Source organism: Eudoraea sp. (assembly GCF_039969275.1).
Taxonomy (GTDB): Bacteria; Bacteroidota; Bacteroidia; order Flavobacteriales; family Flavobacteriaceae; genus Eudoraea.
This window is the reverse complement of the sequence record NZ_JBDVOC010000015.1, coordinates 203275-217211: the sequence shown is the minus strand read 5'-3', so window position 1 is coordinate 217211 and position 13937 is coordinate 203275. Positions and strand designations below refer to the sequence as shown.

The 13937-nt window shown below is 35.5% G+C and carries 14 protein-coding genes; 11 read left to right on the top strand and 3 right to left on the bottom strand.

The window, feature by feature from the left end:
- Positions 1-12 precede the first annotated feature (12 nt).
- Positions 13-984 carry a UDP-glucuronic acid decarboxylase family protein gene (locus tag ABJH90_RS15020; RefSeq protein WP_348140772.1) on the top strand — a complete coding sequence of 324 codons (972 nt, stop codon included), beginning with the start codon at positions 13-15 and terminating at the stop codon, positions 982-984.
- A gap of 52 nt (positions 985-1036) precedes the next feature.
- On the top strand, positions 1037-2308 hold the full coding sequence (gene purD, locus ABJH90_RS15015) for a phosphoribosylamine--glycine ligase (protein ID WP_348140770.1): 1272 nt from the start codon (positions 1037-1039) through the stop codon (positions 2306-2308).
- A gap of 64 nt (positions 2309-2372) precedes the next feature.
- On the opposite strand, the gene ABJH90_RS15010 is transcribed toward purD, so the two are convergent.
- Positions 2373-2594, bottom strand: a complete 222-nt coding sequence (locus ABJH90_RS15010; RefSeq protein ID WP_348140768.1) for a uracil phosphoribosyltransferase — start codon at positions 2592-2594, stop codon at positions 2373-2375.
- Positions 2595-2633: 39 nt separating this feature from the next.
- Between ABJH90_RS15010 and ABJH90_RS15005 the strand changes: the two genes are divergently transcribed.
- From ABJH90_RS15005 to ABJH90_RS14995, 3 genes are read left to right on the top strand one after another with little or no spacing between them, the layout of a single operon-like run.
- Complete coding sequence (locus ABJH90_RS15005) at positions 2634-3566, top strand: DUF6427 family protein (protein WP_348140766.1); 933 nt, start codon at positions 2634-2636, stop codon at positions 3564-3566.
- Between the two features lie 30 nt (positions 3567-3596).
- On the top strand, positions 3597-4199 hold the full coding sequence (locus ABJH90_RS15000) for a DUF4254 domain-containing protein (protein ID WP_348140764.1): 603 nt from the start codon (positions 3597-3599) through the stop codon (positions 4197-4199).
- Positions 4186-5235 carry a glycosyltransferase family 9 protein gene (locus ABJH90_RS14995; protein WP_348140762.1) on the top strand — a complete coding sequence of 350 codons (1050 nt, stop codon included), beginning with the start codon at positions 4186-4188 and terminating at the stop codon, positions 5233-5235. Before ABJH90_RS15000 ends, ABJH90_RS14995 begins: the two co-directional genes overlap by 14 nt.
- Positions 5236-5239: 4 nt before the next feature.
- Here ABJH90_RS14995 and ABJH90_RS14990 read toward each other — a convergent pair whose 3' ends face one another.
- Together ABJH90_RS14990 and ABJH90_RS14985 are read right to left on the bottom strand one after the other, a co-directional pair.
- The gene (locus ABJH90_RS14990) at positions 5240-5857 is read right to left on the bottom strand and encodes a TetR/AcrR family transcriptional regulator (RefSeq protein WP_348140760.1); all 618 of its coding nucleotides are present in this window, start codon (positions 5855-5857) and stop codon (positions 5240-5242) included.
- A 733-nt stretch (positions 5858-6590) separates the two neighbouring features.
- Complete coding sequence (locus ABJH90_RS14985) at positions 6591-7640, bottom strand: ferredoxin--NADP reductase (RefSeq protein WP_348140758.1); 1050 nt, start codon at positions 7638-7640, stop codon at positions 6591-6593.
- 122 nt (positions 7641-7762) lie between these two features.
- On the opposite strand from ABJH90_RS14985, the gene ABJH90_RS14980 reads away from it, so the two are divergent.
- The 6 genes from ABJH90_RS14980 to ABJH90_RS14955 all read left to right on the top strand — a co-directional run bounded on the left by ABJH90_RS14980 (position 7763) and on the right by ABJH90_RS14955 (position 13888).
- A complete protein-coding gene (locus tag ABJH90_RS14980; protein WP_348140756.1) occupies positions 7763-9235 on the top strand; it encodes a DUF5687 family protein in 1473 nt (490 codons plus the stop codon).
- Positions 9236-9251: 16 nt separating this feature from the next.
- The gene (locus tag ABJH90_RS14975; protein ID WP_348140754.1) at positions 9252-9947 is read left to right on the top strand and encodes an ABC transporter ATP-binding protein; all 696 of its coding nucleotides are present in this window, start codon (positions 9252-9254) and stop codon (positions 9945-9947) included.
- Positions 9948-10122: 175 nt separating this feature from the next.
- Positions 10123-12684: a hypothetical protein gene (locus ABJH90_RS14970; RefSeq protein ID WP_348140752.1), complete on the top strand. Its 2562-nt coding sequence runs from the start codon at positions 10123-10125 to the stop codon at positions 12682-12684.
- Positions 12685-12689: 5 nt separating this feature from the next.
- Positions 12690-13181 carry a polymer-forming cytoskeletal protein gene (locus ABJH90_RS14965; RefSeq protein WP_348140750.1) on the top strand — a complete coding sequence of 164 codons (492 nt, stop codon included), beginning with the start codon at positions 12690-12692 and terminating at the stop codon, positions 13179-13181.
- Positions 13182-13278: 97 nt separating this feature from the next.
- Positions 13279-13494 carry an AtpZ/AtpI family protein gene (locus tag ABJH90_RS14960; protein WP_348140748.1) on the top strand — a complete coding sequence of 72 codons (216 nt, stop codon included), beginning with the start codon at positions 13279-13281 and terminating at the stop codon, positions 13492-13494.
- Position 13495: 1 nt separating this feature from the next.
- Positions 13496-13888 (top strand): hypothetical protein, encoded by a 393-nt coding sequence (locus ABJH90_RS14955; RefSeq protein ID WP_348140746.1) that lies wholly within the window; start codon positions 13496-13498, stop codon positions 13886-13888.
- The last annotated feature ends 49 nt before the right edge of the window (positions 13889-13937 follow it).

Below are 13937 nucleotides of genomic sequence, written 5' to 3'. Positions count from 1 at the left end.
TAAAATAAAATAATGAAAAAAGTATTAATTACCGGCGCTGCAGGATTTTTGGGATCGCATTTATGTGACCGGTTTATCAAAGAAGGTTACTATGTAATTGCCATGGATAATCTTATTACAGGAGACCTAAAAAATATTGAACATTTATTTCCTCTGGAACAATTTGAGTTTTACCATCATGATGTAACAACTTTTGTTCATATTCCTGGTAAATTGGATTATATTTTGCACTTTGCTTCTCCTGCAAGCCCAATAGACTACCTGAAAATTCCAATTGAAACATTAAAAGTAGGCTCATTAGGAACCCTTAATCTTCTTGGGTTGGCAAAAGAAAAGAACGCCACTATTCTTGTTGCCTCTACCTCTGAAGTATATGGAGATCCATTGGTACATCCTCAAAATGAAGATTATTTTGGCAATGTCAGTCCTGTTGGTCCCAGAGGTGTTTACGATGAAGCAAAACGTTTTATGGAATCCATCACTATGGCTTACCATCGCTTTCACGGCGTTGATACCCGGATTGTTAGGATATTTAACACCTATGGCTCAAGAATGCGATTGAACGACGGTCGTGTGGTCCCTGCCTTTATGGGACAGGCACTGCGGGGCGAGGATCTTACCGTTTTTGGAGATGGCAAGCAAACCCGTTCTTTTTGCTATATAGATGATCAGGTTGAGGGGATCTATAAATTACTTATGAGCGATTATACAGATCCTATCAATATTGGAAATCCGCATGAGACCACAATTATGGAGTTCGCTCAGGAAATCATAAAACTAACGGGAACCGATCAAAAAATAATTCATAAACCACTACCTAAAGATGATCCTACGCAGCGACAACCAGATATTACCCGGGCCAGGAAAATTTTAAACTGGGAGCCTAAAGTGGAGAGATCTGAAGGCTTAAAAAGAGTCTATGAATACTTTAGTTCCTTATCTCCTGAAGAATTAAAAAATAAGGAACATCGCGAATTTTCTTAAATAATATGAATGATAATTTAGCACACATTTACTTTAGCTATACTTTTAACCTATGAATATACTTATCATTGGCGGGGGAGGCAGAGAGCATACCCTTGCATGGAAACTCAAGCAAAGCCCCAAATTAAATAAATTATTTGTCGCTCCGGGAAATGCTGGAACTGACGCTATAGCAAGTAATGTTCCGATAAATGTGAATGATTTTGAAGCAATAAAGTCACTTGTGCAAAAGGAGGGGATAGACATGGTTATTGTCGGGCCCGAGGATCCCTTGGTGAATGGAATACATGATTTTTTTCTTCAGGAAGCTTCTCTAAAGCACATTTCTGTGATTGGTCCAAGAAAAATGGCGGCTACCCTGGAAGGAAGTAAGGAGTATGCCAAAAAATTTATGATGAGGCATAAAATTCCAACAGCTTCTTACAAGAGTTTTACCTCTGATAACTTTAAAGAAGGACTCCTTTTTTTGGAATCTCTAAAGCCACCCTATGTTCTTAAAGCTGATGGCCTGGCTGCCGGTAAGGGCGTCCTAATACTTCATGACCTGGAGGAAGCTAAAAACGAGCTTCGGGATATGCTTATCAGTGCAAAGTTTGGCGCTGCAAGCTCAGTGGTAGTAATAGAAGAGTTTTTATCCGGAATAGAACTTAGTTGTTTTGTCTTAACTGATGGAGAAAATTATAAAATTTTACCAATGGCTAAAGATTATAAGCGCATTGGAGAGGGAGACACTGGATTAAATACAGGAGGCATGGGAGCCATTTCACCCGTTCCTTTTGTTTCCCAGGAATTCTTAGAAAAAGTACATAAACGCATTATTAAACCAACCATAAAAGGTTTACATAGTGACGATTTGCCATACAAAGGATTTATTTTTATTGGTTTAATAAAAGTGGGAGAGGATCCTTTTGTCATTGAGTATAATGTGCGACTTGGAGATCCCGAAACTGAAGTTGTAATTCCAAGAATTAAAAACGACCTGGTTGAATTGTTTAATGCAGTAGCCAATGGCAAACTGAATTCCATTGAACTGGAAATTGATGAAAGAACGGCTACCACTGTCATGTTGGTTTCAGGAGGTTACCCACAGGCTTATAAAAAGGGGATAGAAATTAGAGGGATAGACCAGGTAGATGAGTCCATTGTCTTCCATGCAGGAACCCAACTTAAAGATCAAAAAATCCTGACTAATGGCGGCCGGGTTATCGCTATTACCTCCTTTGGGAGAGATTTTAGGGAGGGACTTAGAAAATCTTATCAAAATATTGATAAAATTCACTTTGATAATATGTACTACAGAAAAGATCTGGGATTTGATCTTTAAAAATCAACAGTTATCAGGGTTAATGATTTTATTAACGCAATCAAATAAACCCTAAAATTGGTTGTTATAAGTACGAATGGGAAGTAATACTTTTATCCTCTTCTCCGCTATCGTCAAACTTTTTCAGCTGCATTAGCCAATATATCATTGCTATTGCTCCCAGTATTACAAATATCCAGTTTACAGTATTGGAGGTCCACCAGTTAGAAATAAATCGAAAAAAATCATAAGGCCAGAAAAGTACATTTACGAATAAATCTTCTATGCCCTCAAAAAATGCTCTCATCTTGGTTATATTTACATTACAAAAATATAAAAACCCAGGATGATATCAGGCATTTTTGGAAAAACAAAACCGATAAACTTTATTCTTCTTCTTGGTTTTTTGTTCTTATTCTATTGGTTTGTCCATTTTGTACTATACGAGAACCACTATGAACCAGAACAACTGGTGATTAAATTTGTTGTCCTGGGGGTTCTGTTATTTAGTGTTTTTATAGTTGATTTTATTGTAAAACGAAATCAAATTACGGCAACAAATTCATTTGCCATTCTTTATTATGCTTTATTAATTGTTGTTTTTCCTGAAGTTTTACTTGATGACAATGGTGTGTTTTGTAGTTTCTTCCTCTTATTGGCGATAAGAAGGCTTATTAGTCTAAAATCTTTGAAGAATATTAAACTCAAGATATTTGATGCTACAATCTGGACCCTTATTGCAAGCCTTTTTTACGATTGGGCAATTATATATCTCATTTTGGTCTGCATTGCTATTTATTTCTACGAGCCCAAGAATATTAAAAATTGGTTAGTTCCTCTGACTGGCATTTTGGCTATAGGAATTATCGTGTTGTGTTTTCTGATTATAACTGATAATCTGAACTTTTTGAAGAATCATTATCAATTTTCCTTCAAGGTCGACATATTAGCATATTGGATGAATAGCACCAAACTTGCTATTTATGCGATAATAACTATTATAACCGCGGCTTTGGCATTTATTAAAATGGGCAAATTAGGTGTGGGTAAAATAATAACTATGCGTCTTATCGCCATCTCACTTGCCCTTGGGTTGATAGTTACTTTTTTCAAAACAACAAATGATACTTATCCGGTGTTAATTACCTTTTTTCCGGGAGCTATTTTTCTCGCGAAATATGTCGAATTAATCAAAAGAGCTACTCTTAAGGAAATAGTTCTTATAGTTTCCATAGTAACCCCCTTTCTAGTTTTATTGACAGAAATGATTCTGAAATAATGGGTATATTTGTATCAAATTTAAGCCACTATGTTCAGTAATTCAGCCTTTAGGATATTTGAAGAAAGTATTAATAATTATCACATAAAGGATGATGTGAATCAGCCATTTAATAACCCATATCCTGAAGCGGATATTGACCACCTCCTATATAGAAAGAATTGGATTGACACGGTTCAATGGCATTATGAGGATATAATAAGAGATCCTGAAATAGATCCTGTAAAAGCATTGCAATTAAAGCGAAAAATAGACGCCAGCAATCAGGACAGAACTGATTTAGTGGAATATATTGATAGTTATTTTTTAAATAAATATCAGTCGGTACAAACAATTCCGGATGCCAGAATCAATACCGAAAGTCCGGCCTGGGCCATTGATCGCCTTTCAATTTTGGCGCTAAAAATCTATCACATGCAGGAAGAGGCCGCACGAACTGATGCATCTGAGGAACACCTTAAAAAATGTGGTCAGAAGTTAAAAGTGTTACTTGAACAAAAAGAAGACTTGTCTACGGCAATCGATCAATTGCTTTCTGATATTGAACGAGGTGTCATTTTTATGAAGACCTACAGGCAAATGAAAATGTACAATGATGAGGAGTTAAATCCGGTTTTGCGTGGGCAAAAATAAATACAAACACCTTTTAGTTATTCGTTTGTCGGCCATGGGAGATGTGGCAATGACTGTTCCTGTTATAAGCGCACTTACTGCACAACATCCCGATTTACAAATTACAGTACTTACAAGAGCCTTTTTTAGCCCATTGTTTAGCACATTATCAAATGTTCATGTCTATGAAGCTGACGTTGATGGTAATCATAAAGGAATTATGGGCTTGTGGAGATTATTTAAGGAATTGAAGACACTGGGAATTGATGCCGTGGCCGATCTTCACAATGTGCTAAGAAGTTCCATTTTGAAGGGGTTCTTTATGTCAAGCAACATTCCTGTTATACAAATTGATAAGGGCAGAAAAGAGAAAAGGGCATTGACTGCGTATAAAAATAAGGTCTTCAAGCCTTTAAAAACTACTTTCCAACGCTATGCCGATGTTTTTTATAAACTTGGATTCCCAATAACTCTGGAAAGCGCAAAAACTCTATCAAAACGAGTATTACCTGAAAGAGTACTTGAATTGGTCGGCCCAGATAACCTAAAGTGGGTGGGCATCGCTCCTTTTGCTGCTTACCCAGGTAAAACCTATCCTCATAGTCTCATGCAAGAAATTATTTTATCACTAAATAATACCAATAAGTATAAAATTATTTTTTTTGGAGGCGGGAAATTAGAAAAGAAACAATTGCAACAATGGTCAGATACGTGTAAAAATTGTATAAACACTATTGATATCCTATCTTTCGAGGAAGAATTGGCTTTAATCTCCAATTTGGACCTCATGGTGTCAATGGATAGCGGGAATGGCCATCTGGCTGCACTATTTAATGTGCCTACTGTTACCTTATGGGGAGTTACACATCCTTATGCCGGTTTTTCTCCTTTTCGTCAGGCACCAGAAAACAATCTTCTCTCAGACAGAACAAAGTATCCATTAATTCCAACTTCCATTTATGGAAACAATATGCCCGAGGGATATGATAATGTCATGTCCACAATAGTACCTGAAACTATTATTAACCGGATTTCCGCCCTACTTGACACCAGGTAGTTTTTTATTGTACGGCCTCCTTTTGAGTTAATGAATTGAAATATTGCCTCAATTGTTGCATGTATTTGTATCGCAAATTTCTGCAATTACCCTGCACCATTAAAGTTCTTACACCCATGTATGAGGAAATTAAATATGTTGCAACACCTTCGCTGTCTACATGTCTATCTACATAACCATCAGACTTTCCTTTTTGAAGTAAGGTAATTAAATTAACTTCCCAAACTTTATAAATATCCATTAAGTAATTAGAAATAACAGTATTTCTTCGGTTAAATTCTGAAATAAAATTACTCAGTATAAAACCGTAGTCCATATCATTATGCTCTGCTGTTTCCAAGGCATTTTCAAAACATTTTTCAATGACAGGGAAGGGATTTTCCTTACCTTCTATTGGTTCAATAAGCATACTATATACTTTACGAACAATTAAGTTTTGAACAATACTTACGAAAAAATCTTCTTTAGATTGAAAATGATAGTAAAAGGCTCCTTTAGAAAGAGAAAGGGACTTTAAAATATCATCTATACTGGTATTATAATAGCCATTCTTATAAAACAACTCTAATCCAGCAACTTGCATCCGGTGCATGGTGGCCATGCGTTTTAAATTCTTATCCATTAGATTTGGGTTTAAGGGTTAAACAGACCGTTAAGTCTATAAACAAAGAACCCTTGAAACCCCAGGAAGGTGAATATTAAAGGATGTATGACTTTAAAAATTCGTTAAAATGTTAAATTTCCGATAAACGGCATTACCTGCCCTGATTTTTACCGACCACTTAGTCGGTAAAAAATATCGACCAACGGTATTTTATTTGTTGTTTAGACCTTTTTTTGTTTTAAAAACTAAAAAAAGCGACCAATAAATAAGCAATAATCTATCGATTTGGACTAGTGATTTTTAAGGAACTATTCCCGAATAGGGTATTTTTGGAGGTTGATATTCTCTTTAAGATCACTTCAAGATTACCTGCAACCTAAAATGAACCGAACAAACCGTTTAGTTTATAATAGTCATAGAAAAATGGAGTTAATAATTTGTAAAATTAGATTTATGGTTAGCTCTTGAGGATTAAACGCATTTTTTTGAACAGCTATTCAAAAAAAACAATTAAAACAAACTACATAGTTTCTAAAAAGCGGGTTTGTCTTATGTGATTTTTAAATAAAAAAGCGACCCTATTTATATTCTAGGCTTGCTTTCAGATAGAAAATAACTAACAAGTAGTCTTGACAAGTATCAGGACCCTTCATTTCAGTTATTAATGATGATATTGAAAATTCATAACACCTAAATAACTATAGACCAGCCTATGGTTTATTGAAAAGTGTTAACAACTACAGCTATTAAATTAAACATCGTCATAGTCTATCTTCAAGGTAGCCGTTACCGGATGAGCCTGGCAGGTAAGAATTAGCCCTTCTGAAATTTCGCTATCCGTAAGAATCTGGTTTTTGTCCATTTTAGCCTCGCCTTCGGTAATTCTTGCAATACATGTACTGCAAACACCTCCCTGACAAGAATATGGGGCATCTATATCTTCATCCAGGACTGCATCTAAGACAGAAGATTTTTTATCCATACTAAAGGAGTATACTTCATCATCCAATAAAACTTCTACGGTTGTTTTACCTTCAAGATTTACGGTTTCAGATTCTTCATTTTCGCTGGTAGTAAAGAGTTCAAAATAAATGGAATCCTCAGCTATTCCATTTGCTTTTAATGTATCGCAGCTAAGGTTTATCATTGCCTCAGGACCACAAAGGTAGAATGTGTTGAAATGGATTTCTTTAAATTTATTTTTAAGAATAAAATTTATAACAGAGGTATCAATTCTTCCAAACAGTGAATCCTCTTCACGGGCCCTGCTGTATACAAACTGCACAGTAAACCGATCTTTATAGGTATTTGCGAGTTCTAATATCTCGTTGTGGAACATGGCTTCGGATTTATTTTGATTACCATATACCAATACAAAAGTATTTTCAGGATGACTTTCCAAAACAGTTCTGGCAATACTCATAATAGGTGTAATTCCACTTCCTGAGGCAAAAGCACAGATATTTCCCTTTTTATTAGAAGTTTTATAAACAAAGCGCCCCTCAGGAGGCATAACCAGTAATTGGTCTCCTTCTTGGAGTGATGTATTGGCATATGTGGAAAAGCGCCCTTCGGGTACTTTTTTAATACCTATGGTAATTTGTTTGTCTTTAGGACTTGAGGAAATAGAATATGCACGCCTAACTTCTTCTCCGTCTACTTTGTGCTTAATTGTAATATACTGGCCGGCCTCAAAAGCAAATTTATTTTCCAGCTCTTCAGGGATAACGAAACTTACGGCAACCGAATTCGGGGTTAATCGGGATATCTTGTCTATAGTCAGGGAATAAAAATCACTCATCAGTAAAAAAATTTTTGCAAAATTAAGGAATGCTTTGGATTTATAGTGAGAAATTAGCTTCTCTTTGTAACAAAGGACAAATTTAACCAACTAACTTTCTGAACAAAAAAACACCAGCCTTCATGTTCAAACACTTTTTTAAGCTGCAATGGAAATCATTCTTCAGGGCAGCTTCTTTTAAAACAAATGTGGCATTTAAGATTTTAATGATTTTTGGGGCCTTGTATTTTATTGCCATATTTCTCGCATTAGGGGTTGGATCCTATTTTATTATTGAGAAAAATGGGCTGGGAGATCCACTGAAGTTTGTAAATAAATATATTATTTATTACCTGGTGATGGACATCTATATTCGCTATATGCTACAAAAGATGCCTATTTTGAACATCAAACCTTTGCTTTATCTACCCTTTAAAAAAAGCCAGGTGGTTTCATACTCCCTTGGAAAGACTATTTTTTCTTTTTTTAATTGGGCTCACGCTTTTTTCTTTGTACCATTTTCCATCGTTCTTATTATTGAAGGATATAATCCCGCAGGGGTCATAGGTTGGCATTTGGGAATCATGGCCCTATTTTATTGTAATAATTTCATCAATATCATGATGAATAATAAGGATAGCGTTTTTTATCCTTTAGTGGCAATTTTGGCAATTTTGGCTATTTGTCAGTATTATGAATGGTTTGATATCACGGGTTACACTTCTCCCATTTTTAATTTGTTTTATGAACTTCCCTGGACTTCTTTAATTTCCTGGGGAGCCTTAATTGGGCTGTATTATGGGGCTTTTAACTATTTTAAAAGGAATATGTATCTGGATGCCGGTTTAGCCACTAAACACGATATTGCAAAATCTGAAGATTATACCTGGTTAAATCGATTTGGAAACTTAGGAACTTTTCTTAAAAACGATATTAAACTAATAAAGAGGAATAAACGGTCTAAAACCACAGTAATCATGAGTTTTATATTCCTTTTTTATGGGCTATTGTTTTTTACAAATAGCATTGAGGCTTATGAGAACCCTGTTTGGAAGATTTTTGCAGGCATCTTTGTTTCCGGAGGCTTCCTCTTTAGTTTTGGTCAGTTCGTACCAAGCTGGGATAGTTCATATTATCCTCTTATGATGAGTCAAAACATACAATACAAAGAATATCTTTCTTCTAAATGGTATCTGATTATAATTGCCACTATAATTAGCACAATCTTATCTGTATTCTATCTTTATTTTGGCTGGGATGCTTATTTGGCAATTATTGTTGGTGCAATTTACAATATTGGGGTAAACTCTTATCTGGTTTTATGGGGTGGGGCATATATTAAAACTCCAATTGATTTGACTTCTAACAAAAAAGCTTTTGGAGATAAGCAAGCCTTTAATGTAAAAACACTTCTTCTGACATTACCAAAATTATTATTGCCCTTAGCCATATATGGGTTAGGCCATTACTTGATTAATCCAACGGCAGGATACATATTTGTTGCCCTAACCGGGATATTAGGCTTTGCCTTTAAGAATGTGGTATTCAAAAAGATTGAAAACATATATAAAAAAGAAAAATATAAAACCCTTTTGGCTTATAAACAGAAAGCCTGATAAATTATATATTGAAATGATTTACTCACAAAACCTTACCAAAATCTACGGAGATCAAACGGTATTAAATATTGAAAGCTTGGATATACCCAAAGGCCAAAGTTTCGGCCTGGTTGGCAATAATGGTGCGGGCAAAACTACTTTCTTCAGCTTGCTTTTAGACCTAATTCAGCCCACAACCGGTAAAGTAATTAACAATGAGGTACAAGTAAATATAAGTGAAGCATGGAAACCATTTACCTCGGCATTTATAGACGAAACATTTTTAATTGGATACCTTACTCCTGAAGAGTATTTCTATTTCATTGGAGAGTTAAGAGGACAATCTAAAACAGATGTTAATGAACTTTTAGCCAACTTTGAGGACTTCTTTCATGGGGAGATTTTGGGCCAGAAAAAGTATTTACGCGATTTGTCAAAAGGGAATCAAAAAAAGGTGGGGATAGTAGCTTCTTTTATTGGAGAACCCCAGGTTATCATATTGGATGAGCCTTTTGCGAATTTAGATCCCACTACTCAGATAAGACTCAAAGCAATTATCAAAAAACTGGGTCAGGATAGGGAAGTTACAGTATTAGTTTCCAGTCATGACCTCATCCATGTAACAGAAGTTTGTGAACGTATTGTGGTATTAAATAAGGGAGAAATAGTCAAAGATATTCAGACCTCAACAGAGACCTTAAAAGAACTTGAGTTGTTTTTTGGAGGCTAAGATTATTGCATCTTTCATGATGTTTTTTTTCTTTTCTTTCAGAGAACCCTTTTGGTTAAATACAATTCCGTTGTAACATTTTAGACCCGGATCCATATTATTCCTGTCTTTTCAAGTCCTGTGGCATAATAATCTCAATGTTTTTAAGTTTAGATTACATAGAATACCAACAATTTTGAAGCTACGTTTAAAATTTATTCTGGCTGGTGTTCTTGGGGGCATACTTTTTAACGCTTGTTCTACCAAGAAAGACACTTTTGTAAACCGCAATTGGCATGCGATGAATACCAAGTACAATGTCTTGTACAATGGCAATATTGCATTTGACGAAGGGAGAGAGACTCTCAATATGTCTTATCTGGATAATTATTGGGAAGTTTTACCTGTTGAACGCTTGCAGGTAAAGGATGAAATAAGACTCGATTCTGAAAACAACAATCCAAACTTTATTATTGCTGAGGAAAAAGCCACCAAGGCTATTCAAAAGCATAGTATGGACATAAAAGATGAAGAGCGCAACCCACAAACAGATGAGGCTTTTCTGCTTTTGGGTAAAGCCAGATACTTCGACCAGCGGTATATACCAGCAATTGAGGCGTTTAATTATATTTTAAGAAAATATACCCAAAGTGATAAGCTGAATGAAGCTACAATTTGGAGAGAAAAAACAAATATTAGACTGAATAACGAGGAACTAGCGCTAAAAAATTTAAGGCGCCTCTTGAAGTTCGAACAACTTAGCGATCAGGAATACGCAGACACTCATGCAATGATGGCACAGGCTTATATAAACTTGAAAGCCCCCGATACCGCCATTCAGGAACTTAAAATAGCTTCTGCATATACCAAAAAGCAACCAGAGAAAGGGAGGTATTATTTTATTATTGGACAACTATTTAATCAGTTAGGACATAGAGATAGTGCAAATTATGCATTTGGAAAGATCATCGAATTAAATAGAAAATCCCCCCGGGTGTATATGATTAATGCGCATTTACATCAAATTCAAAATACGGAAATAACTGAGGAGAATAAGGAAGAGTTACTTGAAGAGCTGGTTAATCTTGAAGAAAATAGAGAAAACAGACCATTTTTAGATAAGATATACAATCAGAAGGCTGAATATTATATGGCTACTGGGTCAGACAGCCTGGGAATTGTATATTATAATAAGTCTTTAAGAGCAACACAAAATTCACCACAGTTGAATGCGCTTAATTATGAAAATCTTGCAGAGTACAATTTCGATGGAAATGACTACAAAATTGCAGGGAATTATTATGATAGTGTTCTGTCTAACTTACCTGAGAATACAAAAAAATTCAGGGCTATTAAGAAAAAATTAGATAATCTGGAAGATGTTATTAAGTATGAAGATGTGGTTCAATATGCCGACAGCGTAATAACGCTTTATAATCTTCCAAAAATAGATCAATTAGCATTTTTCGAAAATTATATTGCCAAATTGAAGTTGGCTGAGGAAGAAGCCGCATTAAAAAAGGAAAACCAGGCTAATGCTGGTTTTGCAGCTTTTGCAGAAACAAAGGGCGGGAAACAGAATAAAGGTAAATTTTACTTTTACAATATTACTAGCCTGGGGTATGGAAAAAACGACTTTAAAACCAGATGGGGAGACCGGGTATTGGAAGATGACTGGCGTTGGAGCAATAGAAATACAAAGCAACTTACAGAAGGCATAAGGGATCCGCTCATTGCTGATGGTGGTATTGACGCTGGAGAAGAAATGACGGAAGAACAGAAATATTCAGTAGAATATTATTTGGATCAGATACCCACCGATATTGCAGTTATAGATAGTCTTAAATTGGAAAGAAATTTTGCAAACTACCAGTTGGGATTAATTTATAAGGAGAAATTTAAGGAAAACCTTTTGGCTGCAGGCAAATTGGAGACTGTTTTGAAGTCAGAGCCAGAAGAACGCCTGGTACTTCCATCCATGTATAACTTGTACAAGATATATGAGGAATCTGGCAGTCCACTTGCCGAAAGTATGAAACAAAATATTATCCAAAGCTTTCCCGATTCGCGGTATGCTGAAATTTTAGTAAATCCAAAAGCAGTTTTAGCAGGCTCAGAAGATAGTCCTGATGCCAAATACGCTCAACTTTATAAACTATATGAAAATCAAGATTATTTAACTGTTATAACAGGCGCCGAAGCCAACATAAATTTGTATACCGGAGATCCTATCGTGCCAAAATTTGAGATGCTAAAGGCCAGTGCCATAGGCAGACTTCAAGGCTATGACGATTTTAAGGAAGCCCTCAATTATGTAGCACTGAATTATCCGAATAATCCTGAAGGTAAAAAGGCACAACAAATGATTGCCGAACAGTTACCCAAATTGGAGCCAAAGGACTTCTCATTAGAAATTGAATCAAAAGGAACGGCTAATTGGAAAGTCATATTTCCATTTAAAAGACAGAATGACGATAAGGCGTTGGCACTAAAAAAAGTATTGGAGAAATCTATCGGGGATTTAAAGTATAATAATCTCGTTTCTAAAGATATTTATAACCTGGAGATGGAATTTATAGTTGTTCATGGATTTAAATCAAAAGACTACGCTTTAGGTTATGTAGAACTCCTAAATAAAAACAAGGATTACCGAATTGCTAATGAGAATTTTGTAATTTTATCTTCCAACTATAAAATCATTCAAATACATAAAAACTTACAAGAATATAAAAATCAAGTTTTAACCCCAAAACCATAAACAAGATGTTTTCTGATAACAAAAAACCTAGAACTATGAACGAAATAGGCGGACAACCCAACAGAATTGAAAAGAATACGAAAATAAAAGGCGACATAATATCCGAAGCCGACTTTAGGATAGATGGTAAACTAGATGGTAACGTAAAAACCTCCGGAAAGGTTGTAATTGGCAAAGGCGGCTACATTCACGGCAAAGTAGAATGTGTAAATGCCGATATTGAAGGAAGTTTTAACGGGGAACTGCAAGTGTCAAATTTATTGGCGCTAAAGGCATCTGCCGTTATTGAAGGTACAGTAACTGTTGCTAAACTGGCAGTTGAACCAGGTGCTACATTTAATGCATCATGTACAATGAAGGGTAAAGGAGGAATAAGTTCGAATGACACAATTAAGACTGCAACAGCAAGTTCGACGGATTCAGGTTCAGGCGCGAGCTATAAATCTGGTGTTGCTAGTGGATCTGGCAGTAAAAGTGAACCAGCTAAGGTTTCCTGATCGCCCCATTTTTTGTTTTCCATTGAGCCCAGCCTAAACTTCTAGAAACGCTTAGGTCTTTTGTGCTTGCAATAGTCTTATAGATATTTCAATTAAAATGGCGAAAGGGAAAAAGGAAGTTAAATACTGGCTAAGTCTTACCGGAATAGCCGTTCAAATGGGAGTTATTATATATTTAGGAGCCAGGTTAGGCCAATGGCTCGATTTGAAGTATCAGAACGAAAATAATACTTATACCATAATTCTTACTTTATTTGCAGTTGCCATTTCAATGTATTTGGTAATACAGCAAACCAAAAAATTGAACTCCTGATTTGAATAAAAAAATTATCACTTTTTCGGGCCTGCTACTTGGTACGCTTTTGATTGTTGGCATACTACACGCCGGATTTTTGTTCGCTCGAAACCTGGATTTGGATTATCGCCTCCTGCTCCTGGGCTATTTGATAAACTTTGCAATGGCTTTGGGGATATACTCGGCGCTGCTCTATTTTTCTGAAAAGAAAAATAAAAATCTCGGATTTTTATTTATGTTCGGAAGCACTTTAAAATTCGTTATCTACTTCCTGATTTTTGATCCAATTTTTATGTTGGATGGTAAGCTCACAAAAGTTGAATTTTTCATTTTTTTTATACCGTATTTTACATGTCTGCTCATAGAGACTTTTGCACTAATCAAACTAATGCGGGAAATTGATCATCAATAGAATCGCTATCACCTGTTTTCAGGGGAAAAATAAAATTCTAAATGCTTTT